Annotated in this window: 27 protein-coding genes and 1 pseudogene; 12 read left to right on the forward strand and 16 right to left on the reverse strand. The window is 67.7% G+C overall.

Annotated features, from left to right (window positions below; genetic code table 11):
• Positions 1 to 381: 381 nt before the first annotated feature.
• Entirely contained in the window at positions 382 to 1,998 is a 1,617-nt protein-coding gene (locus ABD134_RS13905; protein WP_344230405.1) for an SLC13 family permease, read from the forward strand.
• 34 nt (positions 1,999 to 2,032) lie between these two features.
• Here the strand turns inward: ABD134_RS13905 and ABD134_RS13910 are convergent, their stop codons facing one another.
• Genes ABD134_RS13910 through ABD134_RS13925 form a run of 4 tightly spaced genes read right to left on the reverse strand, consistent with a single transcriptional unit; the run spans position 2,033 to position 5,706 of the window.
• Entirely contained in the window at positions 2,033 to 2,644 is a 612-nt protein-coding gene (locus ABD134_RS13910) for a response regulator transcription factor (protein ID WP_344230926.1), read from the reverse strand.
• A gap of 2 nt (positions 2,645 to 2,646) precedes the next feature.
• Positions 2,647 to 3,867 carry a sensor histidine kinase gene (locus ABD134_RS13915; protein ID WP_344230407.1) on the reverse strand — a complete coding sequence of 407 codons (1,221 nt, stop codon included), beginning with the start codon at positions 3,865 to 3,867 and terminating at the stop codon, positions 2,647 to 2,649.
• 4 nt (positions 3,868 to 3,871) lie between these two features.
• On the reverse strand, positions 3,872 to 4,705 hold the full coding sequence (locus tag ABD134_RS13920) for an ABC transporter permease (RefSeq protein WP_344230409.1): 834 nt from the start codon (positions 4,703 to 4,705) through the stop codon (positions 3,872 to 3,874).
• On the reverse strand, positions 4,702 to 5,706 hold the full coding sequence (locus ABD134_RS13925) for an ABC transporter ATP-binding protein (RefSeq protein WP_344230411.1): 1,005 nt from the start codon (positions 5,704 to 5,706) through the stop codon (positions 4,702 to 4,704). Before ABD134_RS13925 ends, ABD134_RS13920 begins: the two co-directional genes overlap by 4 nt.
• Positions 5,707 to 5,886: 180 nt before the next feature.
• On the opposite strand from ABD134_RS13925, the gene ABD134_RS13930 reads away from it, so the two are divergent.
• Both ABD134_RS13930 and ABD134_RS13935 read left to right on the forward strand, forming a co-directional pair.
• A complete protein-coding gene (locus ABD134_RS13930; RefSeq protein ID WP_344230413.1) occupies positions 5,887 to 6,417 on the forward strand; it encodes an O-acetyl-ADP-ribose deacetylase in 531 nt (176 codons plus the stop codon).
• Positions 6,418 to 6,439: 22 nt separating this feature from the next.
• Positions 6,440 to 8,038, forward strand: a complete 1,599-nt coding sequence (locus tag ABD134_RS13935; RefSeq protein WP_344230415.1) for an amidase family protein — start codon at positions 6,440 to 6,442, stop codon at positions 8,036 to 8,038.
• A 99-nt stretch (positions 8,039 to 8,137) separates the two neighbouring features.
• On the opposite strand, the gene ABD134_RS13940 is transcribed toward ABD134_RS13935, so the two are convergent.
• Entirely contained in the window at positions 8,138 to 8,701 is a 564-nt protein-coding gene (locus ABD134_RS13940) for a hypothetical protein (protein ID WP_344230417.1), read from the reverse strand.
• Between the two features lie 38 nt (positions 8,702 to 8,739).
• Between ABD134_RS13940 and ychF the strand changes: the two genes are divergently transcribed.
• Positions 8,740 to 9,825 (forward strand): redox-regulated ATPase YchF, encoded by a 1,086-nt coding sequence (gene ychF / locus ABD134_RS13945; protein ID WP_344230419.1) that lies wholly within the window; start codon positions 8,740 to 8,742, stop codon positions 9,823 to 9,825.
• A 133-nt stretch (positions 9,826 to 9,958) separates the two neighbouring features.
• Here the strand turns inward: ychF and ABD134_RS13950 are convergent, their stop codons facing one another.
• Positions 9,959 to 10,516 carry a TetR/AcrR family transcriptional regulator gene (locus tag ABD134_RS13950; protein WP_344230421.1) on the reverse strand — a complete coding sequence of 186 codons (558 nt, stop codon included), beginning with the start codon at positions 10,514 to 10,516 and terminating at the stop codon, positions 9,959 to 9,961.
• 142 nt (positions 10,517 to 10,658) lie between these two features.
• Here ABD134_RS13950 and ABD134_RS13955 point away from each other — a divergent pair, with 142 nt between their 5' ends.
• Positions 10,659 to 11,408, forward strand: coding sequence for an SDR family NAD(P)-dependent oxidoreductase (locus ABD134_RS13955; RefSeq protein WP_344230423.1), 750 nt, complete (start codon positions 10,659 to 10,661; stop codon positions 11,406 to 11,408).
• Positions 11,409 to 11,487: 79 nt separating this feature from the next.
• Positions 11,488 to 12,327, forward strand: coding sequence for an aldo/keto reductase (locus ABD134_RS13960; protein WP_344230425.1), 840 nt, complete (start codon positions 11,488 to 11,490; stop codon positions 12,325 to 12,327).
• A gap of 254 nt (positions 12,328 to 12,581) precedes the next feature.
• On the opposite strand, the gene ABD134_RS13965 is transcribed toward ABD134_RS13960, so the two are convergent.
• Positions 12,582 to 12,944 carry a hypothetical protein gene (locus tag ABD134_RS13965; protein WP_344230427.1) on the reverse strand — a complete coding sequence of 121 codons (363 nt, stop codon included), beginning with the start codon at positions 12,942 to 12,944 and terminating at the stop codon, positions 12,582 to 12,584.
• Positions 12,945 to 13,055: 111 nt separating this feature from the next.
• Between ABD134_RS13965 and ABD134_RS13970 the strand changes: the two are divergent.
• Positions 13,056 to 13,937, forward strand: a pseudogene (locus ABD134_RS13970) (AraC family transcriptional regulator).
• A gap of 176 nt (positions 13,938 to 14,113) precedes the next feature.
• On the opposite strand, the gene ABD134_RS13975 reads toward ABD134_RS13970, so the two are convergent.
• A complete protein-coding gene (locus ABD134_RS13975; protein ID WP_344230429.1) occupies positions 14,114 to 14,743 on the reverse strand; it encodes a TetR/AcrR family transcriptional regulator in 630 nt (209 codons plus the stop codon).
• A gap of 92 nt (positions 14,744 to 14,835) precedes the next feature.
• Between ABD134_RS13975 and ABD134_RS13980 the strand changes: the two genes are divergently transcribed.
• The 3 genes from ABD134_RS13980 (at position 14,836) to ABD134_RS13990 (ending at position 18,379) form a co-directional block, all read left to right on the forward strand.
• A complete protein-coding gene (locus ABD134_RS13980; protein WP_344230431.1) occupies positions 14,836 to 15,819 on the forward strand; it encodes an ABC transporter ATP-binding protein in 984 nt (327 codons plus the stop codon).
• Positions 15,812 to 16,615: an ABC transporter permease gene (locus ABD134_RS13985; RefSeq protein ID WP_344230433.1), complete on the forward strand. Its 804-nt coding sequence runs from the start codon at positions 15,812 to 15,814 to the stop codon at positions 16,613 to 16,615. The genes ABD134_RS13980 and ABD134_RS13985 overlap by 8 nt, the downstream gene beginning before the upstream one ends.
• A gap of 108 nt (positions 16,616 to 16,723) precedes the next feature.
• Positions 16,724 to 18,379, forward strand: coding sequence for an ABC-F family ATP-binding cassette domain-containing protein (locus ABD134_RS13990; RefSeq protein WP_344230435.1), 1,656 nt, complete (start codon positions 16,724 to 16,726; stop codon positions 18,377 to 18,379).
• A gap of 41 nt (positions 18,380 to 18,420) precedes the next feature.
• On the opposite strand, the gene ABD134_RS13995 is transcribed toward ABD134_RS13990, so the two are convergent.
• From ABD134_RS13995 to ABD134_RS14005, 3 genes are read right to left on the reverse strand one after another with little or no spacing between them, the layout of a single operon-like run.
• The gene (locus ABD134_RS13995) at positions 18,421 to 19,050 is read right to left on the reverse strand and encodes a M23 family metallopeptidase (RefSeq protein ID WP_344230437.1); all 630 of its coding nucleotides are present in this window, start codon (positions 19,048 to 19,050) and stop codon (positions 18,421 to 18,423) included.
• 46 nt (positions 19,051 to 19,096) lie between these two features.
• On the reverse strand, positions 19,097 to 19,537 hold the full coding sequence (arfB, locus tag ABD134_RS14000; protein ID WP_344230439.1) for an alternative ribosome rescue aminoacyl-tRNA hydrolase ArfB: 441 nt from the start codon (positions 19,535 to 19,537) through the stop codon (positions 19,097 to 19,099).
• 53 nt (positions 19,538 to 19,590) lie between these two features.
• Positions 19,591 to 20,166 carry a 1-acyl-sn-glycerol-3-phosphate acyltransferase gene (locus tag ABD134_RS14005; protein ID WP_344230441.1) on the reverse strand — a complete coding sequence of 192 codons (576 nt, stop codon included), beginning with the start codon at positions 20,164 to 20,166 and terminating at the stop codon, positions 19,591 to 19,593.
• Between the two features lie 140 nt (positions 20,167 to 20,306).
• Between ABD134_RS14005 and ABD134_RS14010 the strand changes: the two genes are divergently transcribed.
• Complete coding sequence (locus ABD134_RS14010) at positions 20,307 to 20,630, forward strand: 4a-hydroxytetrahydrobiopterin dehydratase (RefSeq protein WP_344230443.1); 324 nt, start codon at positions 20,307 to 20,309, stop codon at positions 20,628 to 20,630.
• On the opposite strand, the gene ABD134_RS14015 is transcribed toward ABD134_RS14010, so the two are convergent.
• From ABD134_RS14015 to ABD134_RS14035, 5 genes are all read right to left on the reverse strand, one after another.
• On the reverse strand, positions 20,602 to 20,811 hold the full coding sequence (locus ABD134_RS14015; protein WP_344230445.1) for a dodecin: 210 nt from the start codon (positions 20,809 to 20,811) through the stop codon (positions 20,602 to 20,604). The two genes, ABD134_RS14010 and ABD134_RS14015, sit on opposite strands and share 29 nt — an antisense overlap.
• Positions 20,812 to 20,963: 152 nt before the next feature.
• Complete coding sequence (locus tag ABD134_RS14020) at positions 20,964 to 22,118, reverse strand: cysteine desulfurase family protein (protein WP_344230447.1); 1,155 nt, start codon at positions 22,116 to 22,118, stop codon at positions 20,964 to 20,966.
• Positions 22,115 to 22,996 carry a carboxylating nicotinate-nucleotide diphosphorylase gene (nadC, locus tag ABD134_RS14025; RefSeq protein WP_344230449.1) on the reverse strand — a complete coding sequence of 294 codons (882 nt, stop codon included), beginning with the start codon at positions 22,994 to 22,996 and terminating at the stop codon, positions 22,115 to 22,117. The genes ABD134_RS14020 and nadC overlap by 4 nt, the downstream gene beginning before the upstream one ends.
• A complete protein-coding gene (gene nadA, locus ABD134_RS14030; protein ID WP_344230451.1) occupies positions 22,993 to 24,369 on the reverse strand; it encodes a quinolinate synthase NadA in 1,377 nt (458 codons plus the stop codon). The genes nadC and nadA overlap by 4 nt, the downstream gene beginning before the upstream one ends.
• On the reverse strand, positions 24,366 to 25,127 hold the full coding sequence (locus ABD134_RS14035) for an NUDIX hydrolase (RefSeq protein ID WP_344230453.1): 762 nt from the start codon (positions 25,125 to 25,127) through the stop codon (positions 24,366 to 24,368). The genes nadA and ABD134_RS14035 overlap by 4 nt, the downstream gene beginning before the upstream one ends.
• 119 nt (positions 25,128 to 25,246) lie before the next feature.
• Between ABD134_RS14035 and ABD134_RS14040 the strand changes: the two genes are divergently transcribed.
• Positions 25,247 to 26,496: molybdopterin-dependent oxidoreductase (locus ABD134_RS14040; RefSeq protein ID WP_344230455.1), on the forward strand; the 1,250-nt coding region annotated here is incomplete at its 3' end.

The following is a 26,496-nucleotide window of genomic DNA, read 5'->3' on the forward strand; positions in this document are numbered from 1 at the left end:
CTAAGTTGGCCACCTGGCCAAGTCATTTTGGCCGGATGGCCAAGAGTATGGGGAAGATCACAGAAATGGATGCAACCCTCGTCAGTGTCTGTGGAAGTGGTTGTGTCCAAAACCGACCGTTTGCCGACGTTCTGTTTTGACACAGGGCCATGAACCCCTGAGGTGGTCACAAGCCGTGTACGAAATCTGCACGCGTGCCTCGAGGGCCCGAGACGGGTTCTGCCCCCCAAGGGGGTCGCAAGCGTCCGCAACAACGCCCACCGGAGCTCATCGAGTCGAGGGCCTAGGAGGCTTCGTCAGGCCATCGATTCACGATCACGATGGCCTTAGTGTAATGCTAGTCACAGACGGTCTGACCAGGCCACGAAAGGACGGCATACGATGTCCGACACCACGGGACAGCCTCGCACGGAGACCTCCGACCGAACCACGAGGTACCCGGCAGAATCGGTGGGCCAGGAGCAACCCACCGACCATCGGTCCCCCGGGGAGAAGGCGCCGGCGGAGAAGCGGAACCTGCACCTGAGGAGATGGATCGGCTTCGCCGCGGGACTGGTCCTGGCCGCCGTCGTGTTCCTGGCGATGCCCGCGGACGTGGAGCACAACGCACGCCTGACGGCCGCCGTCGCGGTGCTGATGGCGGTCTGGTGGATGACGGAGGCCATCCCGATCCCGGCGACCGCCCTGCTGCCGCTCATCCTCTTTCCGGTGTTCGGCGTGGACATCGGCGTGGACGATGTGGGTGCGTCCTATGGGAACAACATCATCTTCCTGTTCATGGGCGGATTCATGATCGCACTGGCGATGCAGCGGTGGGACCTGCACCGTCGGATCGCCCTGGTGACGGTTCGGGCCATGGGCACGCGCCCGGGTGGTGTGGTGGCCGGCTTCATGATCGCCACCGGCTTCCTCTCCATGTGGGTGTCCAACACGGCCACCGCCGTGATGATGATCCCCATCGGTGTCTCCGTGCTGACGCTGGTCGTCGCCGCGGACCGGTCCAACCCTGTGGAGGAGTCCTCCGACCCGACATCCAGGGAAGTCAAGGACGCCGTGATCAAGTCCAACTTCGGCACGGCCCTGATGCTCGGCATCGCCTACGCCGCCTCCGTGGGGTCACTCGGCACGCTGATCGGCACGCCGCCGAATGCCCTGCTGGCCGGCTACATGGCCGAGTCCCACGGAGTGACCATCGGCTTCGGGCAGTGGATGCTCGTCGGCGTGCCCCTGTCCATCGTGATGATGGTCATCGTCTGGTTCCTGCTGACCCGCGTGCTGTTCAAGGCGGAGATCAAGGAGATCCCGGGAGGCCGCGAACTCATCACCAAGGAGCTCTCCAAGCTGGGACGCATGTCCTCCGGTGAGATCCGGGTCCTGGCGATCTTCGTGCTGGCCGCCGTGTCCTGGATCACCATCCCGCTGCTCTTCGAGGACCTCATCAGCGATGCGGGCATCGCCATGGTGGCCGGCCTGCTGCTGTTCCTGCTGCCGGCTGGCGCCGCGCGGGGCGTCCGGCTCCTGGACTGGGAATCCGCGGTCAAGCTGCCGTGGGGCGTCCTGCTGCTGTTCGGCGGTGGGCTGGCGCTGTCCGCCCAGTTCAGCGGTTCAGGGCTCGCGGACTGGATCGGCGAGCAGGTCGCCGGACTCTCCGGCATTCCCCTCTGGATGCTCGTGGCCATCATGGCGACGGCGATCCTCTTCCTGACGGAGCTGACCTCGAACACCGCCACGGCGGCGACGTTCCTGCCCGTGGCGGGTGGGGTGGCCATGGGTGTCGGGGTCGACCCGATGCTGCTGTGCATTCCGGTGGCGTTGGCCGCCACCTGCGCCTTCATGCTCCCCGTGGCCACACCGCCGAACGCCATCGCCTTCGGCTCCGGTTACGTGACCATCGGCCAGATGGTCAGGGGCGGACTGTTCCTGAACGTCATCGGCATCGTGCTGATCACGCTGGTCACCATGAGCCTCGGAGTGTGGGCCTTCGGCCTGATGTTCTGAGGCCGGTGATCTGTACCTGAACGATCCGCCTGCTCTAGAGCCAGCCGTTGTCCCGTGCCACGAGACCGGCCTCGGTCCGGTTGGTGGTGTGGGTCTTGCCGATGGCCGAGGACAGGTGGTTGCGCACGGTGCCGGGGGAGAGGAACAGGGCGGCGGCGATCTGCCGCACACTGGAACCGTTCTGTGCGGCACGCAGCACGTCCTGCTCACGTTCGGTCAGCGGATTCGATCCGGACACGAGGGTCTCCTCCGCCAGGGACGGGTCCACGACCCGGCGTCCCGCATGCACGGAGCGCACCGCCTGAGCCAGTTGCTCGGACGGGGTGTCCTTCACCACGAAGCCGCTGGCCCCGGCCTCGAGAGCTCGCCGCAGATATCCGGGCCGGCCGAACGTGGTGACGATCAGCGAACGGCATCCCGTCCCACCGGCCGCGATGGCCCGGGCGGCCTCGATCCCGTCCAGTCCGGGCATGTCGATGTCCAGCAGGGCCACGTCCACACTCAGCTCGTCCACGGTGGCCGCCACGGTGGTCCCATCGCCCACCTGCGCCACCACCTCGAGGTCGGGCTCCATGGCCAGCAGCGCGGCCAGGGCCCCGCGGACCAAGGCCTGGTCATCGGCCAGCAACAGGCGGATGGGTGGAATCGTCACAGGTGGACCTCCAGCGTTGTACCCGGTCGGTCCGACCCCGGATGGACCTGACTCAGTGAGAGGCTACCGCCGGCCTCCGTGACCCGATGGCGCATGCCGCTGAGCCCGTTGCCGGGCGAGGCCGACGCGCCGATTCCGGTGCCGTCGTCGGCCACGGTGAGCCGGTCCGCGGTGATGGTGACCGAACAGTGCGTGGCCCCGGAGTGGCGGATGACATTGGTGACGGCCTCGCGGAGGCACCACGCGAAGAGTTCGCGGCGCTCGGACCGGTATCCGGCGACGGAGGCAACCTCCGGCAGGCGGAACGTGATGCCGGCGGCCTGAAGGGCGGTGCGGGCGGAGGCGAGCTGGGCGCCCAGGTCGGGGGCGTGCAGCCCGCCTACGGTGGTGCGGACCTCGGCCAGGGACTGCCGGGACAACTCCAGCACCTCATCGAGCTCGGACTTGGCCTGCTCCGGGTTGGTGTCCACCAGCCGGCGGGCCAGCTCCGTCTTCAGGGTGATGACGGTGAGGGAATGGCCCAGGACATCGTGCACGTCCCGGCCGACCCGTTCGCGCTGACGGGAGAGGGCCAGTTCCTCACCGAGGATGCGGGAACGCTCCTCGCGTTCCATGGCCAGGCGCAACGCGAGCATGATGACCAGGGCCATGACGGTGGGTACGATCAGCCAGAAGCGGCTGCCGCCGGCGTCCACGCTCAGGGCCACCACGACCCAGGCCGTTGAAAGGGCCACGGAGACCGGGAGGCCGATCCTGAGCCGGTGCGGAAAGATCCAGATCGCCAACGTGAACGGCAGGAAGTTGAAGGAGTTGAGACCACTTGCCGGGATGGTGGCGAGGACGCAGAGGAGCAGGACGGCGGTGACCGCAGCGGTGTTCACCCAATGCGGCAGAGTGCGCCAGGGCCAGGGCCAGATGAAATGCCCCATGTAGGCCACGACGAAGGCCGCCAGGCCGGCGCAGCCGAGCACCTTCGTCCCGAGCGGAGCGTCCCCGGTGACCATGGCCACCAGCGGCACCACCAGGAAGACCAGCCAGACTCCGGCCGTGATGAGGACGGGCCCCCGTTCGTTGGCCTTCAGGGGGACCTCGGGCCATTCGCCGACCCCGTAGGGACCCGCCGGCTGGACGGTGATCCGACCGGCGGGCCCCTCGGACCCTTCAGGCGCCTCCGACCCCTCGGGCCCTTCCGGCCTGGTCCTGGCCCCGCGGGGCATCAGCTCAGCCTCGCCGGGTGGAACGGCGGGAGGCGATCAGGCAGATCGCGGCGAACAGGATGGTCCATGCCACTACGTTTAGCACGATGGCCCACAACGGGTCGCTGATCGGGGCACCGCCGTCTTCCATGCTGACGACCGTGCCCTCCAGCTGTGGCCACCGCGCCAGAGCGGCGATGCCGTACACGGGTGTGAATCGGGCGATCTCCAGCAGGGTGCCGGACAGCGGCATGAACAGGTTGCCGAAGAACGCGAGGACCACGAGGATGCCGGATGCCGCCGAGACGGCCGCCTCCGAGCGGAACAGCAGGGCCGCCGCGAGCCCGTAGAGCGCGAAGGGAACGGCCCCGAGCAGCGCCAAGGCGCCGGAAGCCGGCCACATCCACGCCTCGTCGAAGGCCGCACCCGTCAGGGAGCCGACGGTGAAGACCACCACGATCGGCAGCAGGGCGATGCCGAGGGCCACGAGGACCTTGCCGAGCATGTAGCCCGTGCTCGTCAGACCGGTCAGGCCCAACTGCCGGCCCCACCCCTGTTGGCGTTCCAGAGCGGCCGACCCGGCGATCACACTCGTCGCCATCGTGGCGCCGTACACGGTCATGGCGGTCATGTTGTAGGTGGCGATGGTGCCGTTGCCGACCTGGCTCTCCCCGAAGGCGGACAGGGCGCCGAACATCAGATAGAGCACGGTGGGCAGGACCACGATGAAGAAGGTGGACTCCACCATCCGGGCGTTGCGGAGGAATTCCCAGCCGGCGAAGGCGGTGATGATCCGCAGTCGGGACCTCCTCCGGCCGTGCTGGCTCTGCTGAATCTGGGGGGAAACGGTGGTGCTCATGTCAGGGTTCCTTCCGTGGCGACGTCGGACGTGAGATCGAGGAAGACCTCGTCCAGTGAGGCCGCCGCAATGGTGAGATCGTGGGCCAGTCCCGCGGAGAGCAGGAAGCCGGCGAGCCGGTCCGTGTCCTGTGCGGTGAACCGCACCCGACCGTTCTGGTGCGCGACGGCGTCGGGAAGTCCCAGCTTGACCGCGGCCTCCTCGGGCGTCCCGGGGCCGTCCCACACACACAAGACCGTGCGGTGACCAGTGTCGAGGACCTCCTCCACGGGGCCGTCCACCACCTTGCGGCCGGCGCGCATCAACACGATCCGGTCGGCGAAGTCCGAGGCCTCCTGAAGGAAGTGGGTGGCGAAGACGACCGTCCGGCCGCGTTCAGCCTCGGCCTGCATGGTCTCCCAGAACTCCTTGCGGGCCCGGACGTCCATGCCGGCGGTGGGCTCGTCCAGGAGCAGCAGGTCGGGGTCGGTCAGCAGGGCGAGGGCGAAGCGCAGCCGCTGCTGCTCGCCGCCGGAGCACTTGCGGACCTTGCGGCCCGCGATCTGTGCCGCGCCGGCCCGCTCGAGGGCTGTCTCGGCCGGGATGTGGCGGGGCTGGCAGGCGGCGACCATGGACACGGTCTCCTTGACCGTCAGGTCGCTTAGCAGGCCACCGGTCTGGAGCACTGCGCCGACCCGGCCCTCGAGCACGGCCTGCTTCGGAGGCATTCCGAGGACGGTGAGGGAGCCGGAGGTCGGGGCGGCGAAGCCGAGGACCAGGTCGAGGAAGGTGGTCTTGCCGGCGCCGTTGGGACCGAGCAGTGCCACGATCTCGCCTCGCTCGATCTGCAGGTCGACGCCGTTGACGGCCCGCACGGTGCCGGCCCCGCTGCCGAACTGACGGTGGACTCCGGTGGCGTGGAGGGCGGTGCCGGTGCCGGCAGAGTTGGCGCCGGCAGCGGGGGATCGCTGGCCGGAAGGGGGGACGGTGCCCGGGACGGTGCTGGGGGCTGTGGTGTTCATGCGTCCAGTCTGTGGAACCGGGCCTCACAGCGGATCTGCCGGGCGTCACCGATGCTCCATGACATCCGTCATGGGTGAGGGCCGGGAGTGCAGGGGAGTGCGGCAGGGATGAGCGGCAACGGTGAGTGCAGGACTCGGGACCTCTCGCGGCGCACTGAGGTGACATGTCACCATCGGGGCATGGAACTGCGCATCGAACCCGGGGACATCACGGAACAGTCCGTGGACGCGATCGTCAATGCCGCGAACTCCACCCTGCTCGGCGGCGGGGGCGTGGACGGGGCCATCCACCGCCGTGGCGGTCCGGAGATCCTCGCCGAGTGCAGGCGGCTGCGCGAGACGGAGCTGCCGGACGGTCTGCCGGCCGGCCAAGCCATCGCGACCACGGCGGGGCGGCTGAGTGCCCGCTGGGTCATCCACACGGTGGGGCCGGTGTACGCGAAGACGATCGACCACTCTGAGACGCTGGCCTCCTGCTACCGGGAGTCCCTGCGTGTAGCCGCCCGGCTCGGGGCCCGCAGCGTGGCCTTCCCCGCGATCTCCGCCGGCGTCTACGGCTGGCCGATGGATGACGCCGCCCGCATCGCCGTGCAGACCTGCCGCGAGATGACCGCGAAGGTCGGCCCCGACGCCGGCCCGGTCACCTCGGTCGTCTTCATCCCGTTCTCTGACACGGCAGCACGGGCCTTCCACAAAGCACTGGAGGGCTAGAGACGGACTATAGGATTCCGGGATGGACCCCTTGAGCCTGTCTGCCCGCGATCTGTCCGCCGCACTGCGTCATCGTCAGGTCTCCGCCCGGGAGGTGTTGGACGCCCACTTCGCTCGGATCGACGAGGTCAATCCAAGCGTCAACGTGGTGGTGACGCAGGTCCGAGAGGATGCCTATGAACAGGCCCGTGCCGCCGATGCCCTAGCCGCCGCCACGGCCCCGGAGGACCTGCCGCCATTGCACGGGCTTCCGATGACGCACAAGGACACCCACGCCACGGCAGGCATTCGCACCACCTCCGGTTCTCCGATCTTCGCCGACCTCGTGCCCCAGGAGAGCGACCTGGTGGTCGAACGGTTCCAGCACGCCGGAGTGATCTCCACCGGCAAGAACAACGTCCCGGAGTTCGCCGCCGGCTCCCACACCTACAACACGGTGTTCGGGACCACACTCAATCCCTACGACCCGGGCCGCAGCGCCGGCGGGTCATCGGGAGGGGCCGCCGTCACCCTGGCCACGCGCATCCAGCCCCTGGCCGATGGCTCGGACATGGGCGGTTCGCTGCGCAACCCGGCCGCCTTCAACAACGTCGTGGGCTTCCGCGCCTCGCATGGTGTGGTGCCCAGCGTCCCCGCGCGGGACCCCCGCGCCTGGCTCGGCCAGAAGGGCGCCATGGCACGCTCGGTGGAGGACGTGATCCTCGCCCTCTCCGTCATCGCCGGACCGGATGCCAGGGTCCCGGCGCCGTGCCCGACGCCGGCCGGAGACTTCGCCGCACTCCTCACCGAATCCGTGGGTCAGGTCGGAGCAGGGCGGGCGGGTGCCGGCCCGCTCGGAGACGGGAGGACCGGAGGCGGGCTGATTGAAGGTGGCCGCACGCGGAATGAGGCCACACCGGACCGGCCGCTGGCCGGGGTCCGGGTGGCGGTGACCACCGACTTCGGGCTGGGCGTGCCCGTGGAAGGCGAGGTGGCCGCCGTCGTGCGGGATCAGGCAGAGGTGTTCGCCGAGCTGGGCGCGACCGTGGAGGAAGCGTGCCCGCGGCTGCGCGAGGCGGACCGGGTCTTCGACGCGACGCGGGCCTTCGACATGGCGCTCGCGCTGCGGGATGTGGTGGCTGAATTCCCGGGTCAGGTGAAAGAAGAGATCATCTGGAACGTGGAGCGCGGGTTGGCGCTGACCTCGGCGGACCTCATGGACGTGGCCATCGCGCGGGGCCGGCTGGACCGTGACATCGCGCGCTTCTTCGGAACCGCCGGAAGCGCCGGAGGCCCTGCCGTTGAGGCTGGCAAGGGCGGTGCGGCGGGTTCAACCGGGTATGGCTTGTTCGACGTGCTGCTCGCGCCCACCTCGCAACTGGTGCCGTTCCCGGCCGCATGGGCGTGGCCGAGCGAGGTGGCCGGGGTGGCGATGGAGTCCTACGTGGACTGGATGCGCTCGGCGACCCTGATCTCGGCGACCGGCTGTCCGGCCATCTCGGTACCCGGCGGATTCACGGCGGCGGGGTTGCCGGTGGGCTTGCAGCTGGTGGGTGCGCCCGGCCGTGACGTGGACCTGCTGCGCGTGGCCCGGGCCTACGACGAGGCCACGCGCTACGCGGACCGGGCTCCAGCGATCTGAGCATCCTCCGTCACCGGAGCCCGGACGCGGGTCATGGGTTGGTGTGCCGATGGGGTGTCTTCTCGGCACACCAACTCACGACTAGCGCTCTGGTGACGATCAGGCGCGGAGGAGGTTCTCGCCGTTGGAGAACAGCTGCGGGGCACCGACGGCCTCGGCCCCACCGGTGGCATCGGCGGGGGAGTACAGCTGGATGACGGTGGCGGAGACGCCCTCGGCGTTGTCGAAGGCCTCGAGCACGAAGGCGTCGTGCGGCTGGCCCTCGACCTCGAGGCGGGCGTCGAACACGGAGACGGCCATCTCCGGACGGGGCTCCAACTGGGCGATCTGTGACCGCATCTGGTCTTCGTCGGCACCGGGGAGCTTCCACATGCCCTTCTGCTCCTCGTCGATGTAGCCCAGCAGGAATGGCGCCACGGCATCAGATCCCTCGGAGGCGAACTCGAGCGCCTGCTCGATGGCCAGGAAGACGAGAGGGGAGATGCGCTCGGAGGGCGGCTGGGGCTGCCCCTCGGGCAGCGGGGTTCCGGCGGCGACCAGGTTCGGGTCCGTCGTCGAGTCGGCGGTGTTTCCGCTGTCCCCGTTCTCTCCGTTCACCACGGGGCCGGGGACGGCCGCGGGGTCGGTGGTTGGGTTGGTGGTCTGTTCTGGTTGGTCAGTCACGCACTCGACGCTATCGGTCACCGGTACCATGGACAACCGTGGCTCTCTCTATCGGAATCGTCGGCCTGCCCAACGTTGGCAAGTCCACCCTCTTCAACGCACTCACCCGCCAGACCGTTCTCGCGGCGAACTATCCGTTCGCCACGATCGAACCCAACGTCGGGGTGGTGAATCTCCCGGACCAACGGCTTGACACCCTGGCGGGCATCTTCGGCTCGCAGAAGATCCTGCCGGCCACCGTCTCCTTCGTTGACATCGCCGGCATCGTCAAGGGCGCCTCCGAGGGGGAGGGGCTGGGCAACCAGTTCCTGGCCAACATCCGGGAGTCGGACGCGATCGCCCAGGTGGTCCGCGCCTTCGACGATCCGGACGTCATCCACGTGGATGGGAAGATCAACCCCGCCTCGGACATGGAGACCATCAACACCGAGCTGATCCTCGCGGACCTGCAGACCCTCGAGAAGGCGATCCCGCGCGTCGAGAAGGAAGTCAAGGGCAAGAAGCGTGAGGCGGCTGAGCTCGAGGCCCTGCAGGCCGCCCAGACCGTGCTCGAGCGCGGGGACACCATCTATTCGGCGATCGACTCCGAGAAGCTGGACATGGACCGCCTCCGCGAGGTCAGCCTGCTGACGGCCAAGCCGTTCATCTACGTCTTCAACGCCGACGACGGCGTGCTGGGTGACGCTGCCAGGCAGCAGGAGCTGCGCGACCTGGTGGCGCCGGCCGATGCCGTGTTCCTGGACGCCAAGCTCGAGTCCGACCTCGTGGAGCTGGACGAGGAGGAGGCCCGCGAGATGCTGGAGATGAACGGGCAGGAGGAGTCCGGCCTGGACCAGCTGGCTCGCACCGGCTTCCACACCCTCGGCCTGCAGACCTACCTCACAGCTGGCCCCAAGGAGGCCCGCGCCTGGACCATCCGCAAGGGCGATACCGCCCCGAAGGCCGCCGGCGTGATCCACACCGACTTCGAACGCGGCTTCATCAAGGCCGAGATCGTCTCCTTCGACGACCTGGTGGCCGCGGGTTCCATGTCCGATGCCAAGGCCGCCGGCAAGGTGCGCATGGAGGGCAAGGAGTACGTGATGCAGGACGGGGACGTGGTTGAATTTCGTTTCAACGTGTGAGCACTGGTGACGTGCTGGAGGCCCGCCGATCTTGTCCTTCGACAGGGCCCCGTCGCTTTGTGCTCCCGTTGTGCGGACTGTGCGATCAGTTGACGGCGAGCGCCCCGGCAGTGATATCCGCACGCGCGATTCCTTAGGGGCGCGAGAGAGCTTCAACCGCCGTCAGGACCGACACTCGCGTCAGTGCCTGATCTTCTGCATCGAAGTGGCGGTGCATCACACACCCTTCCACTACTGACGCGATTGCTCGCGCCGAATCGGGGCTGAAGTGATTCTCGAGCGTCACGTACACCTGGCGTTGCCAGTCCCGCAGCACCTGCGCGACCCTCTCGTTCTGAGTCGCATAGGCGTACATCTGCATCATGAGCACGAAGCGTTTGCGGCCGGACACGACTGGATCCATCACGAAGTCGGCGACGGCGTGGCAGGCGGCCTCGCGGTCAGTCGCTGCGGCTACACCGCTGCGGTGAACGCTCTCGATCGAATCGGCGAGTCGTGCGAACGCCTGCTCGAGGATGTCGGTGATCCCGCCGAAGTGATAGGTCAGCGACCCCAGTGGAACCCCCGCCTGTGTCGCGATCGCGCGATGCGATGCGCCCTGCACTCCTCGCTCCGCGATGACGTCGAGTGCGGCGTCGAGAATGCGCGCGCCACGCTCCGGATCATTCGCGGCGTTCGCCGGTCGTGCCATCTGGTCTCCTTGCGTCCCGGTCACTCGCCGACCGTCACCGTTGTGTCGTGGACCAGTTTACTTAATGTACGAAAGTACATATAGTGAGGTGGTCGCTCCGCCACGCGAGCGGCGCACCCACGACCCCGAAAAGGACCCCCACGTGTTGCTTGAACACCTCAACGGCCTCATCACGGGAGCTGCCGGCGGCATCGGGCGCGCCGCAGCACTCGCGTGCAGTCGCGAAGGCGCGACAGTCGTCATCGCCGATCTCCCCACCCAACGCGAACGCCTCGAGGAGACCGCGGAGGCGATCCGCGCCATCGGCGGTTCCGCGCACATCGAGTACATCGACGTCACGTCGCTCGACGACCAGCGTCGCGCCGCCTCCGCCGTCGTCACCGAGTTCGGCTCTCTCGATTTCACCTTCAACAACGCGGGTGTCGAGCAGGAGACCCCGTTCCTCGACATCACGGAGGCGGCGTTCGACTGGGTCATGAACATCAACACCAAGGGTGTCTTCCTCGGCATGAAGGCGCAGCTCGAGATCATGATCCCGCAGGGATCGGGCGCGATCGTCAACATGGCCAGCGCCGCCGGCATCCGCGGACTCGCCGGATACGCGGGGTATGCGTCGTCGAAGCATGCCGTCGTCGGGCTCACGAAGTCGGTCGCGGTCGAGTATGGCGACACCGGCGTGCGCATCAACGCCGTCGCCCCCGCTGCCATCGACTCGCCCATGCTCCAGGAACTCTCAGAAGAGGCCCGTGACGACCTCGTCGTGCTCCAGGCCATCAAGCGTCTGGGCGATCCCGACGAGGCTGCGCAGGCCGCAGTGTGGCTCGCCTCCCCGCGTGCGTCGTTCGTCACCGGTACCGTGCTGTCCGTCGACGCCGGGTCCTCGGCCTTCTGAGGCGGGCAAGGCCCATCCATATGCGCCTTGCTTCCCGATAACACCGCTCAAGCATCATCAGAAAAGAGACGAGAGATACATGAATTCGATTCCCGAAATCCAGATCGCCGAGGGCGTCAGCATTCCCCAGCTGGGCTTTGGCGTATACCAGATTCCGCCGGCCGACACCCAGGCCGCCGTCGAGGCGGCCCTCGAGGTCGGTTACCGCCACATCGACACGGCGCAGATGTACGGCAACGAGCAGGGCGTCGGCGACGCTGTCGCCGCCTCCGATCTCGCCCGTGGCGACATGTTCGTCACGAGCAAGCTCAACAATGGCTTCCACCGCCGCGGCGACGCACTGCGCGAGGCCGAGTCCTCGGTGAAACGCCTCGGTGGCGAGCCGATGGACCTCTTCCTCATTCACTGGCCTCTCCCCACGACCGACGTCGACTACGTCGAGACGTGGAAGGCCATGGTCGAGATTCGCGAGCAGGGCCTCGCTCGCGCCATCGGTGTCTCGAACTTCCAGGTTCCGCACCTCGAGCGCATTATCGACGCGACGGGCGAGAAGCCGGCCGTCAACCAGATCGAGGTGCACCCCTACCTGACCAATGAGGCCGTGCGCGCCTTCGGATCCGCCAACGGCATCACCACCGAGGCTTGGTCGCCCATTGCTCAGGGCGCCGTTCTGAACGACCCTGTCATCACGGCGATCGCCGAGCGCGTCGGCAAGTCGACCGCCCAGGTCACGTTGCGCTGGCACATCCAGCTCGGCAACGTTGTCTTCCCGAAGTCGGTCACGCGTGCCCGGGTCGAAGAGAACTTCCAGCTGTTCGACTTCGAGCTTACGGATGAAGACGTCGCTGCCCTGTCGTCGCTGAACAAGGGGCTGCGCACGGGCCCCGACCCCGACACGTTCGACTACATCCCCGCGTAAAGCACGCCGAACACGTGTGGTTGTGGAACAACGACCGCATCCTTGACGCCGGACGAATGGCACATGTTGTTGATATCGGATCAGACCGGTCAACACTCGCTGGGCGGTGAAATCGATAGGAACGAGGCCACTCGCTCTGCTTGTGATCCGAACGCGGTTCGTTCGGATCACAAGCAGAGGTTAGTTCGCGCCGGAACCGGGTCGCGTTCCGGTACAACGTCTCTTGCTCGCGTAAACCGACGCCGCGAATCTGCTCAGACGAAACGACATGCTTTGCGGAGCCCGATAGCAATCCCTGCGTCGATGATGAGCAGTGCACACATCGCGACAGCTTTGTGCCGACCATTGTTTCTCTTGTACTCGCGCGCGAACGCGAGGTGGAGCAGGGCTCGTATCGCCACGGCACGCCACTGCCAACGTGAAGATCGGCCGACGATGATCGTGATGCCGAGGGCAAGATCTGCGGTTCCGAGCACACGACGACGTTTGACGTCGGTGTCCGCCAACCCGAGCCATCGCCCGGCCCTGAGCGGTGTGATGGTCAGGAACCCACCGAGGGATGCGGAGACGGCCCCGACACCATCGGCGGCGATGGTGAGGATGGCGTTCTTGGACACTGGCATGGGGACACGCTATGACACCTGGCGTGACGGGGCGAGGTCGAAGTTCATTCCGTCAGACCGGGCACAGCTCCCTCGCGCCCTGGAGATGGCTCCGTCAACGGGCCGGTGCTCGGCTCCCGAACAGATGCCGATGCTAATCGCGTCGTCGACGAGATCGAGAAGCGCATCGTCGATGACATCGACGTGAACGCGCTCGCCGCGACGTTGGGGACAACGGGCTATCACGCTTGTCGCATGTTCTGATCGCTCGCGGGCCTGACGGTGTCCGAGCACGTACGTCGTCGGCGCATGACTGTCGCCGTTGCGGATGTGGTCGGTGACGAGGATTTCCTTACGATTGCTGTTCGGTACGGATACGGATCCACGGAAGCGTTCGGTCGAGCGTTCCGTGCCGTGCACGGTGTGAGTCATGGCGATGTCCGCCGGGACGGCGGCCCCCTTCTGAACTATCCACAGCTCAGGTTCCACCTGACCGGAGAAGGGAGCGCTCCCATGGACGCCCGAATCATCGAACGTCCGGCCTTCCGCTTGATCGGACACGCAGTCCGCGTGCCGCTGATCCACGAAGGTGTCAACCCCCACATTCAGCACTTCGTCGCGTCCCTGCCCGTCGCGGAGCACGAACGTCTGAAACAGCTCAGCGTGACGGACCCCGCATGCCTGTTGCAAGTGAGCGCGCAGGGCGATCCCGATTACGCGGAGGGTAGTGAGCTGACCTATATGCACGGTGTCGCGGTCGACGTCGGCGCCGACGTCCCTCCGGACCTCCAGGAGATCAAGGTTGCAGGGGGAACATGGGTGGTCTTACGTACTATCGGCGAGTACCCTTCGTCCCTTCAGTCCGCTAACGCGGCATCGGCGGCCGAGTGGTTCCCGTCGAACCCTTGGCGATTGCGGCCGGGGCCATCCTTCGTCGCGGTGCTCGGGCGAGCCGCGGACTTCAGCACGGCGACGTGTGACCTCTGGTTCCCTATCGAGCGTGCCTGAGCGCAGAATCGGGTTCGGTCTTCAGGTCATCCCGGCCATCTCCCAAGCGTGGTGCACGCACCGTCTCCGCACCGGTCCGCCTGAACGGCGGCGTCGAATACCTGGCGTGGAGTGGCTTCAACCCCTCTCCGGCCGCCACGGCCTTTTGCGACTGCGCAAGGCGGGGGAGGGCGGGGTCAGCCCCCGGTCCGTCCCTCGGAGGCGGCTCTCGCCGGGTCGATCAAGCGGCGCATCCCGGCATAGAAGACTGCTGGATCCGGAAGGACGTCGCCAGCCAACAGGATCAGGCCGGCACCCTGGTCGAGCGCGGCCAGGAGCTTCCCGACGTCGGAAGCGGGGAGCGTCTCGTCGTCCGGACGGGCCATCTGGGCGATCTCGCTGTAGTGGCTGAGGACAGTGGAGAGGCGATGGTGCAGCTGAGGGGCGAGTTTCGTGTCACGAGCTGCACTGGCGATGAATTCCAGTGTGGCCAGGGCGAAACCCTGGGTCGCTTCAAGCGGGTATCCCTCTCGCGCCGCCAGGTCCCGCCCGGTTGACGCTGGATTGGCCGGTTGCTCGAAAGGATCACGCACATCAGCTTTCGCGAGTTCCAGATTCTGGTCCATGACGGCCAGGAACAGGGAGGGTTTGCCGCTGAAGTTCGAGTACACCGCGCCCTTGGAGAAGCCGGCTTCGCGTGCGATCCGGTCAAGGCTCGCCCCGTGATAACCATCCTCAGAGAAGACGCCGCGGGCCGCGACGATCAACGCCTCCCGCGTCTGTTGCTGACGGTCCTGACGTGAAAGGGGGTCGCGGAGTTGTGCCATCTGCTCAGGATAGATCGGTTCGGGAGCTTGACGTACTCACGGTATCCCCATACTGTCGGTATTCACATACCAACGGTATTCGAGGAGTCGGCATGACCCGAGATGTCTTACGCATCACCGATCTCACCCGCCGCTTTGGTCACACCGTGGCGAATGACCAGATCTCCGTCCGGGTGCGGTCTGGGGAGGTCGTCGGCCTGCTGGGCCACAACGGCGCCGGCAAATCCACGCTGGTCTCCCAGGTCGTCGGGCTGCTGAAGCCTGACGCCGGTGAGATCCAGGTGGGTGGCATCGATGCTGTGCAGAACCCGGGAGTGGCGCGCCGGTACGTCGCCCTGCAGCCCCAGGCGCAGACCCCGCTGGACGGCCTGACTCCGCGATCGGCGATCGAGATCGCTGGCCGCATCCGGGGGCTCTCGTCACGCGATGCCCGTGCGGCCGCCACGGACCTGGGCGAGGAGCTCGACATCGGCCAGTGGATGGACCAACGGGCGCTGCCGGAAGGGGGAGGCCTGTCCGGAGGCATTCGGCGGCTGACGGGTTTCGCCATGGCGGTGGCAGCGCCAATTCCCCTACTCATCCTGGATGAACCGACGAACGATATCGATGCCATGAGGCGTCGCCTGCTGTGGGACGCTGTGCGCCGCCGTGGCGACCTCGGTAGCGGCGTCCTGCTGGTCACGCACAACGTCGCAGAGGCTGAACGGGTCGTGGACGAGCTGGTCGTCCTGGAGCGTGGTCGACTCGTCGCCCAAGGATCGCCGGCAACCCTGCGCGGAACGCAGGACAGTGACCTGCGGGTGGAACTGCAATTGATTCCTGACGGCAGGGACCCGTCCGAGGAAGGGTTGGGTCTTCCGGTGCGTCGGCGGGTGCGGACCGGGAGGCGAACGCTGCTCACGGTCGAGGCGGACAAGGCGGCCTCCGCCGTCGCCTGGGCGGCCTCGCAGCACGCCGGTGGCCGGATCGCAGGATTCTCGCTGTCGCCTGCGACACTCGAAGATGCCTATCTGGCTCTCACGGCTCCAGCCGGCCCCGATGCCCGATTGACCGGACAGGAGGCGGACCATGTCTGAACCAGTAGCCACGCCGGCATCGCCGAACCTCCAGGACGGGCCAGTCGCCCCAGCTCAGGTGAGCCTGTGGGTCGCCTTCCTGGCGATGATGCGGTGGTCGTTGGCATCCATCGGCTCGATGCTGCCGCTCATCGTGGTCATTCAAGCCATGCTGGCCGCCGGAATCGTGATCGGGTTCGGCTTCCTGATTCCCGAGATCACCGCGGAGAGCGCACTCTTCCTTTCCTCCGGAGCGCCGACCATCCTCCTGCTGACCATCGGCTTGGTCATCGTTCCGCAGGGTGTGGCCCGAGCCAGGGCGTCTGGAGCGTTGGACTACCAACGGGCCCTGCCGGTCTCCCGACCATTGGTGCTGACGGTCGATTTGGTGGTGTGGACACTCATCGCGCTGCCCGGGGTGGTCATCGGGCTCTTCGTGGCATGGTTGCGCTATGACTTGACCTACTCGTTCGACTGGCCGCTGCTCCTTCTCGCCTCGGTGCTGGTGACGACCATGGCGACGGCCGTCGGATACGCGATCGCGGTGACCTTGCCGCCGATGCTGGCCCAGTTGGCCTCGCAGGTCCTGGTCTTCTTCGTCTTGCTGTTCTCGCCGATCACGTTTCCCGCGAGCCAGCTACCTGACTGGTTTCAGGCCCTGCATGCCGTCCTGCCCATTCAACCGGCTGCGGATCTGATGCGTGCCGGTATCGCCTCGGACACCTACGCCGCGGACGGGCGTGACCTGCTGGTCCTGGCTCTCTGGACCGTGATCGGTCTGCTGGTCACCACTCGAGCTCTGGTGCGTCGCAAGTGATCCCCCGCGGGTGGACGGCCAGAGCACGTGCCCATCACGCTGCGGATTCTGGTGGAGACTTGATGGGGCGGTGGAATGGATGCTGCCCGCCTCGGACAGGAGTAAAAAATGACCGCAACACTCGTGGCCACGGGATTGGCCGGCGGCTACGGCCACCGCACGCTCTTCGACGAGCTGGACCTGACCGTCGCCCCCGGTGACGTGGTCGGGGTGGTGGGCGCGAACGGGGCCGGAAAGTCGACGTTGCTGAAGATGCTCGCCGGCGTGCACCAGCCGCAGGCGGGAACCGTGGCCCTGGCCCCGGCCGACGCCTTCGTCGGGTGGCTCCCCCAAGAGCATGAGCGGTTGGTCGGCGAGACCGTTGCCGACTACATCGCCCGTCGCACCGGATGCGCCGAGGCGACCCGCCAGATGGACGCGGCGGCCGAGGCCCTCGCAGATCCCGCAGCCGCCGAGGTGGCCGCGGAGGCGTACTCATCGGCGCTGGACCGCTGGCTGGCCAGCGGCGCGGCCGACCTGGACGAGCGGATTCCCCTGGTGCTGGCGGACCTCGGACTCGACCTCGGCGACACCTCGGCCGGGCAGGCACCGATGACCTCTTTGTCTGGAGGCCAGGCCGCCCGCGTCGGCCTGGCGGCCCTGTTGCTGTCCCGTTTCGACCTCGTGCTGCTGGACGAGCCGACCAACGACCTCGACCTGGACGGTCTGGAGCGACTCGAGGACTTTGTGCGCGGTCTCCGCGGCGGTGTGGTGCTGGTCAGCCATGATCGCGAGTTCCTGGCGCGCAGCGTGACGAAGGTGCTCGAGCTCGATCTGGTGCAGAACTCGAACCGCGTGTACGGCGGCGGCTACGACTCGTACCTGGAGGAACGCGCGACGATCCGCCGGCACCTGCGGGAGCAGTATGAGGAATTCGCCGGGCAGAAGGCTGACCTGGTCTCGCGTGCCCGGACCCAGCGGGAGTGGTCCAGCCAGGGTGTGCGCAATGCCCTGCGGAAGGCGCCGGACAATGACAAGATCCGGCGCAGGGCCTCCACGGAGTCCAGTGAGAAGCAGGCCCAGAAGGTGCGGCAGATGGAGAGCCGGATCGCGCGGCTCGAGGAGGTGGCAGAACCGCGCAAGGAGTGGCGTCTCGAGTTCACCATCGGTGCGGCACCTCGTTCCAGTTCCGTGGTCGCGACGCTCAGTGCAGCGGTGTTCCGGCAGGGGAGCTTCACGCTCGGGCCGGTCTCGCTCCAGGTGAATGCGGGGGAGCGCGTCGGCATCACCGGGCCGAATGGCGCCGGTAAATCGACGCTGCTACGCGGACTGCTCGGCCATCAGCTCCCCGAGGAGGGTTCCGCGAGCCTGGGGGCGAGCGTGCGGATCGGGGAGGTCGACCAGGCACGTTCCCTGCTGGCGGGGCCCCAGCCGCTCGCCGCCACCTTCGAGGAGCTCGTCCCCGACCAGACTGCCGCGGAGGTGCGAACGCTCCTGGCAAAGTTCGGGTTGCGGGCCGAGCATGTGAACCGCCCGGTGGACGATCTCTCACCGGGGGAGCGTACGCGCGCGGGGCTGGCCCTCCTCCAGGCACGGGGAGTCAACCTGCTGGTCCTTGACGAACCGACGAACCACCTGGACTTGGAGGCCATCGAGCAGCTCGAACAGGCCCTCGAGTCCTACGAGGGTGCGCTGCTGCTGGTCACGCACGACCGGAGGATGCTCTCCACGGTCAGGACCGACCGACGGTGGAACGTGGACTCGGGCCGGGTCACCGAACTCTGACCCCGTGCCGGGACCCGAGCACGATCCTCAGGGACGTGTGGTCAACCCGCGTCCACGATCTCACCATTGCGGGGGAGGCTGCCATGGAAAGAGATCGGCACGGCCCTGGCCTGGCTGATGTCCCGCCCGTCCACGGCGTGGACGTGCACGTGTGGCTCCGTGCTGTTCCCGGAGTTCCCACACCGACCCACAACCTCTCCTCGTTTGACCGACTGTCCCGGCCTGACCACAGGACTGCCCAGCTGGAGATGGCAGAGCACGACGACGGCCACACGGCCGTCGGCACTCCGGGTCTCGATGAGCACATGGTTGCCGCTCAACCCCAGCCACCCGCCACTCAAGCGCCGCCGCTGGGTCACGGCGTATCCGATCGACGGGAGGCCACGGTGTGATCGGTGGTCCGGCTCCTCGCCGTGCACGCCGACCACGATGCCGTCGACCGGGGCCATCAGCGGCCGGCCGAACCCCGGGAACAACGCCGCCGGTTCCGGCCGCAGGAAGGAGGTGAGCGTGTACGGGGCTGACCGGCCGGCGTCGTCCACCGGGACGAAATCGATCGCGTGGGACAGGCCGAATTGCGCGGTGCCGTGGCTTGGCACCCGATTCGCCGGGCTGTTCTGGACCAGCCACCGGCCGGTGAAGGGGTACTCGAGATCGAATGGCGTGGTCATCGGGCTGCTCCTGTTCAGGGGTGGACGCCTCAACCAGCGTGAGTGGTCAATCGCGGTCAGGACGTCTGCGGTGGCGCTTCGTCTCCCCGCGCTGACGTTTGGCCTCGATCCGGCGCCGCTGTGAGCCTTGGGTGGGCCGGGTCGGTCTTCGTGCGATCGCCGGCACCAGCGCCTCGCGCAGCAGTGCCGAGAGGCGCTGCCGTGCTGCCGCGCGGTTGCGCCGCTGCGACCGGTGTTCCGCCGCGTTAATGGTGAGGACGGTGCCCGTGAGCCTACCGGCGAGCCGGTCAAGGGCACGTTCGCGCTGGGCCTCGTTCAGGGCCGTCGTCGTGGCCAGGTCCAAGCTGAGCTGCACCCGGGAGTCGGTGGTGTTGACGCCTTGACCACCGGGGCCGGAGGCATGGGAGAACTGCTCGAGCAGCTCCCCCGCGGGAACTCGGAGACCGCGGGGCACGCCCGGTCCGGGAGGTATATGCAGGTCGTCCACACCACGAGTGTGCCGGATCGAGGCCGTGGGCGCTGCCACGTCGGGGGTGGCGGTCAGTCGGCCTCGTCTTCCTCGCGCAGCCGCGGTTCCACACGCAGCTCGGGATGGAAACCGGTCTTGTCCTCGTAGAAGGCGCGGATGCGTTCCATGTCAGTGCCGACGTCTCCGGTCAGTTCGAAGCTCGGGCCCAGGCCGGTGGTCATGGTAGAACGGTCGACGAAGCCGAGGGTAACCGGCATTCCCGTCTCGAGGGCGATGCGATGGAAACCGGACTTCCAGTACGCGTGTGCACTGCGGGTGCCGTCCGGAGTCACCACCAGGCCGAAGACCTCCCCGGAGCGGACCCGTTCGACCACTTCGGAGACGACGCGGCCGGGATCGGCGCGGTCCACAGGAATGCCGCCGAGGCGGCGCATGATCGGTCCGCGCCAGCCGTGGAACAGGCTCTTCTTCCCGAGCCAGCGCACCTCGATGCCCAGTTGCCAGGCGATGGCGAGCATGAACGCGAAGTCCCAATTGGAGGTATGCGGGGCGCCGATGAGGACGGTGGGCCGGTCCGGCGCGGGCTCGGAGACCAGCTTCCACCGGCTGAACGTCCAGAACGCGCGGGCGGTGAGGCGTTGGAGCATTCCACCACGGTAGGGCACTATCCCGGTGCCGCGGACACGAAGACGCCCGGGCTGGCGCTGCCGCTGCCGCTGCCGTCAGTGTTCTGGCCGCTGACCGGCCAGAGGTGGATCTCGGCCCGGGCCGGCGGCAGGATGGGTCCATGAGTGATCCGAAGCAGAAACTGACCCCGTCCGAGATCGCCGACGCCGGCCTCACCGGCTGGCACCTGGTGGAGGAGACCCTGACGGCACAGTTCGCCACCAAGAGATTCACCACCGGTCTGGAATTCGTGAACCGCATCGGGGCCTCCGCGGAGGAGGCCGACCACCATCCGGACCTGACCCTCACCTATCCCGAGGTGGCCGTGACGCTGTCCAGTCACGACGTCGGCGGCATCACCAGCCGGGACATCGACCTCGCGCGCGTCATCAGCGAGCACGCGGAGGAGCTGGGCGTCAGCCCTCGTGACGGAAACCGATCTTGAGGGTGACCTGCCAGTCGGCGACCTTGCCGTCCGAGAGGTGACCGCGCACCGACTGGACCTCGAACCAGTCGAGGTTTCGCAGGGTCTTACCGGCCTCCGTGACGGCATTCGTGACGGCGGCGTCGATGCCGTCAGGGGAGGTGCCGACGAGCTCGGTCACGTTGTAGACGTTATTGGTCATGGTGTTCTCCGTTCATCGCTCCCGAGCCGGGGCGGCCTGTGATGCGCGACACGCTACGGGAGGCTCATCCCGGCCGGTAAGGGCTGACGGTTCGCTGACCACGGTGGTTGCTGGACGCCTGCTGGAGAGCGCTGGAAGGTGCTGGTGGAGCGTCAGTTCGTGAGCCGGTGGGAGAGTCCGCGGATGGCCGCCACGGACTCGGCCACCGCCCGAGCGGCCCCCTTGGCTTCAGCCTCCGTGGTCTCGGGCCCAAAGGTGAACCGTACGGCGGTCCGGGCCAGATCGTCCGGTAGGCCCAGGGCCGTCAGGACGTGGGAGGGGTCGTCCGAACCGGCCGCACAGGCCGATCCTGAGGAGCAGAGGATGCCCCGGCGTTCCAGCTCCAGCAGGACGGCTTCGCCGCCGGTCCCCTCGAAGACGAAGGACGCCGACGCCGGCAGGCGCCGTTCCGCGGGACCGGTCAGCTGGGCGCCTGGCACCTGGGCCAGCACGGTAGAGGTGAACCGGGTGCGGAGCCCGGTCAGCCGTGTGGCGACGGCCTCGCGCTCGGCCTCGGCGGCGGTGAGGGCGGCGGCCAGGGCCACGGCTCCGGGCACGTTCTGGGTGCCACTGCGGCGGCCCCGTTCCTGCCCACCACCGTGCAACACGGGCTCCAGGGCGAAGCGCCCGCGGACCCAGAGCAGGCCGATGCCCTTGGGAGCGCCGAGCTTGTGCCCGGACAGGCTCAGGGCATCGACGCCCAGCGCAGCCACGTTCAGGGGCAACCACCCGGCGGCTTGGACGGCGTCGGTGTGGAAGGGCACCCCGGCTGCCCGAGTCACCTGCGCCAGGTCGGCCAGTGGCTGGACGGTGCCGATCTCGTTGTTGGCGTACTGCACGGACACCAGGGTGGTGTCGGACCGGATCAGTCCGGCCAGCTCGTCGGCGGACACCGATCCGTCCCGCTCGGGTGTGAGGTAGTCGACCTCGAAGCCGTGCAGGCGGACGAGGTGGTCGGCGGAGGCCAGGACCGCCTCGTGTTCAAGCGGGCTGGTGATGAGATGCCGACCGCCGGGGCGGCCGAGGGCGATCCCCTTGACTGCCAGGTTGTCCGCCTCCGTCCCGCTGCCGGTGAAGACCAGATCACCGGCCCGGACTCCCAGGGACTGGGCGATGGAGGACCGGGCTGCCTCCAGCCCTGCAGCTGCCGCCTCACCCACCGTGTGATGGCTGGAGGGGTTGCCGAACTGCCCCGTCAGATACGGCCACATGGCCTCCATCGCCTCTCGGCGCACCGGCGTGGTGGCGGCATGGTCCGCGTAGATCATGGCGCGATGGCCGGCTCGCGCGAGGCCTCCCCCGGGGCGACGTCCAGTCCCAGATCCAGGGACCGGACCGAGTGTGTCAGTGCGCCGACGGAGATGACGTCTACGCCGGTGGCCGCGATCCCGGCCACGGAATCCAGGTCCACCCCGCCGCTGGCCTCCACGAGGGCAGCGCCACCGATCATGGCCACACCCTGGCGCAACCCGTCGAGGGTGAAGTTGTCCAGCATCACGGTGTCCACCCCGGCCGCCACGACGGCCGGGATCTGGTCCAAGCGATCCACTTCGACCTCCACATGCGTGGTGTGCGGGAGACGGGCACGCATCTGCACCAGTGCCTCGGTGACGGACAGTCCGGCACCGGCCACCGCCGCGAGGTGATTGTCTTTGACCATGACCGCGTCCGAGAGCGTCGTGCGGTGGTTGTGCCCGCCGCCGTCGCGCACGGCTTGACGTTCCAGCAGGCGTAACCCGGGGGTGGTCTTGCGGGTGTCCACGATCCGCGCCCGGGTGCCGGCCACGGCGGCGACGAAGCGGGCGGTCTGCGTGGCGATGCCGGACATGCGCTGGACGAAATTCAGTCCGATCCGTTCCGCCCGGAGGATGCCGCGGGCCGGACCGGCGAGTTCGGCCAGTACGTCGCCGGACTGGAAGCGCTCGCGGTCCGCGGCCAGCAGTCGGACACGGATCCGCGGATCGACGAGCCGGAAGGCTGCCGCGAACACCTCGGAGCCGCTGAACACGCCAGGTTCACGGGCCACCAGCCTGGCTTCGAGGGTGGCATCCGCCGGGAGGAGAGCCTCAGACGTCAGGTCACCCCAGGGAGCGTCCTCATCGAGAGCCGCGGTGACGAGGGCGTCGATGTGCCGGAGACCCGTCATCGTCCCGCCCCAGCCGGAACCACGGACAGCATCCGTTCCAGGGCCAGGCGTGCCGGCTCGGCCACGTCCTCGGACACGGTGATCTGGTTGACGACCTCGCCGTCCAGGAGTGATTCCAGCGCCCAGGCCAGATAGCCGGGGTGGATGCGGTACATGGTGGAGCACGGGCAGATCACCGGGTCCAGGCAGAAGATCGTGTGCTGCGGGTACTGCGCCGCCAGCCGCTGGACCAGGTTGATCTCTGTGCCGATGGCGAAGGTGGACCCGGCGGTAGCCGCCTCGATGGCCTTGACGATGAAGTCCGTGGACCCCGAGGAATCAGCGGCGTCCACCACAGGCATGGGGCATTCCGGGTGCACCATCACGTGCACGTCGGGGAAGTCGGCCCGGGCCTTCTCGATCTGGGCGACCGTGAAGCGCTTGTGGACCGAGCAGAAGCCGTGCCACAGCAGCACAGTGGCCTGCATCAACTCGTCCTCGGTGCTGCCGCCCAGCGGTTTGCGCGGATTCCACAGGGGCATCTGCTCCAAGGGGATACCCATCGCCTTCGCGGTGTTGCGGCCGAGGTGCTGGTCTGGGAAGAACAGCACGCGCTGGCCGCGCTCGAAGGCCCACTCCAGCACCTGTGCCGCGTTCGAGGACGTGCAGACGATCCCGCCATGACGGCCCACGAAGCCCTTGAGTGCCGCGGAGGAGTTCATGTAGGTCACCGGGATGACCGGCGCCCTGCCATCAGCGTCCGGTGCGGTCCCGTAGATCTCCTCGAGCTGCTCCCAGCAGTCCGTGACGGAATCGAGGTCGGCCATGTCTGCCATGGAACAGCCAGCGGCGAGGTTGGGCAGGATCACGGACTGTTCGGGCGTGGAGAGCAGGTCGGCGGTCTCGGCCATGAAGTGCACGCCGCAGAAGACGATCGCCTCGGCCTGGGGGCGAGTGCGCGCGGCCTTGGCCAACTGGAAGGAGTCACCCACGAAATCGGCATGGGCCACCACTTCATCACGCTGGTAGAAGTGGCCCAGTACCACCACGCGGTCACCGAGTTCTGCCTTGGCCGTGCGGATGCGCCCGTGGAGTTCCTCCTCGGTGGCGTCCCGGTAGGAGGCCGGCAGCAGACCCTGACGGGGTGCCGCCCCTGGCAGCGGATCGTCTTGCGAGGCCCCGGGGCCATAGCCGGGCTCGGGCAGCGATCCGGCCGGGCCGGCGTCGAGGGTCCAGGGTGCGGAGTCCAAGGTGGGTGCGCAGGAGGACCCGCTGGCGGAGCCGGCGGCGATGAGCTTCAGGGTCCGGTCCACGGAGGCGTTGATCGGAGATCCGACTGAGGAGGGCGCCTCGGCGGGGGAGTGCTGGCGGACGGTGGTGGGATGGGCCGTCATGGTCGGACCCTTTCTTCGGTGGGGTTCTCGGGCTGGATGTCACGGTGCCGGGTGGCGTGCGTCTGGTAGCGGTAGAGCTTGGGCGGCCGGTGCGGGGTGCCGGCCATCAGTTCACCGGTGGCCACGATGTCGGAGGAGGCGGCCATGGAGCGGCGGAAGTTCGCGGCGTCGAGCTCTTGTCCGAGCACCGCCTCGTGGACGGACCGGAGCTGGGCGAGGGTAAACGTTTCACCGAGGAAGGAGTGGGCGATGTGCGCGTACTCGACCTTGGTGCGCAGGCGCTCCAGGGCGTAGTCGACGATCCTGTTGTGGTCGAAGGCGAGACGGGGCAGCCGGTCGGCGCGGAACCACCGGACGTTCTCCCCGGGGGCGGACCGTTCCACCTCGTCTGTGCGGACCAGGGCGGAATAGACCACGGACACCACGCGGCCGGTGGGGGAGCGGTCCACCCCGCCGAAGGTGTAGAGCTGCTCCAGGTAGCTGGGATGCAGCCCGGTCGTCTCGCCCAGGGTTCGGGCGGCGGCCGTCTCCAGTTCCTCGTCTGCCGGAAGCCACCCCCCGGGCAGAGCCCAGCGGTCCAGGTGCGGTTCACGCGTGCGCAGCACGAACGGAGTCCACAGCGATGGTGTGGAACCAGCGGCGTCGCCTTCCGGTCGCAGCGCGAAGATGACGGTGGACACGGCGATCGCCGGCGAAGAGCCCGGCCGCCCCGCCCCCTGGGGCCCTGGCGAGCTCGACGGATCCGGCTCCTGCTCCATCGCTGTACCCCTTCTGGTCAACTGGACTTTAAGATCCTTTGCATCTTAGGGTCGAAACGACTGGAAGGGAAGTGGGGTGGTTCCTGACATGGGGGCTGATATCGACTAGGGTGGGGCGCATGTCACGGAAGACTTCAATGGGATGGCCGGTACTCCGGCAATTCCTGGGCGGTGACCCTCTGGGCCGCAGTTCTTCCGTGGTGTCGAGGAAGACCACGGATATCGCCCCGCGTACCACGACGGCGGACCGTGCCGTCCAGAGTGTGTGCCCCTACTGCGCCGTCGGCTGCGGTCAGAAGGTCTTCGTCACCGACGAGAAGGTCGTCCAGATCGAGGGTGATCCGGAGTCACCGATCTCCCGCGGGCGGCTGTGCCCCAAGGGCTCGGCCAGTGAGCAGCTCGTCAACTCGGACACCCGACAGACGACGGTCCTGTACCGCGCCCCACGTGCCACGGACTGGCAGGAGATGGATCTGGAGACGGCCACGGAGATGGTGGTCGACCGGTTCCTGGAGTCACGCCGCAACAAGTGGCAGGACGTGGACGAACACGGCCGCCATCTCGGGCGCACCATGGGTATCGCCTCCCTCGGCGGGGCCACTCTGGACAACGAAGAGAACTACCTGATCAAGAAGCTCTTCACCGCGGCCGGAGCGATCCAGATCGAGAACCAGGCCCGTATTTGACACTCCGCCACGGTTCCCGGTCTGGGGACCTCCTTCGGGCGCGGCGGCGCCACCCAAACGCTGCAGGACATGGCCAACGCTGACTGCATCATCATCCAGGGCTCCAACATGGCCGAGGCCCATCCGGTGGGCTTCCAGTGGGTGACCGAGGCGAAGGCCCGCGGCGCCAAGGTCATCCATGTCGACCCCCGTTTCTCCCGGACCTCGGCCGTGGCGGACAAGCACGTCCCGATCCGAGCCGGCTCGGACATCGTCCTGCTGGGCGCGCTGATCAACTACGTGATCGAGCACGAGAAATGGTTCAACGAGTACGTGGTCGCGTACACGAACGCCGCCTCCGTCATCAATGAGGACTTCCGGGACACCGAGGATCTGGACGGCCTGTTCTCCGGGTTCGACCCGGAGACCGGTGGCTATGACATGTCCAGCTGGTCCTATGAGCCGGACCGCGCCGCGCACGCGGCACCAGCCGCAGTGAACGACGGCGACGGCCCGGCCGAGGAGGACGGTGCCGAGGAGACCACGGAGGCCGCCGGACAGCAATACGGCATGGGCGGCCCCGAGCTCGACGTGAGCAAGCCGCGGCGTGACGAGACGCTGCAGCACCCGCGTTCGGTGTTTCAGATCCTCAAGCGGCACTATTCCCGGTACACCCCGGAGATGGTACGGGACGTCTGCGGCAT

It is taken from the genome of Citricoccus alkalitolerans (assembly GCF_039528175.1).
Lineage (GTDB): Bacteria > Actinomycetota > Actinomycetes > Actinomycetales > Micrococcaceae > Citricoccus > Citricoccus alkalitolerans.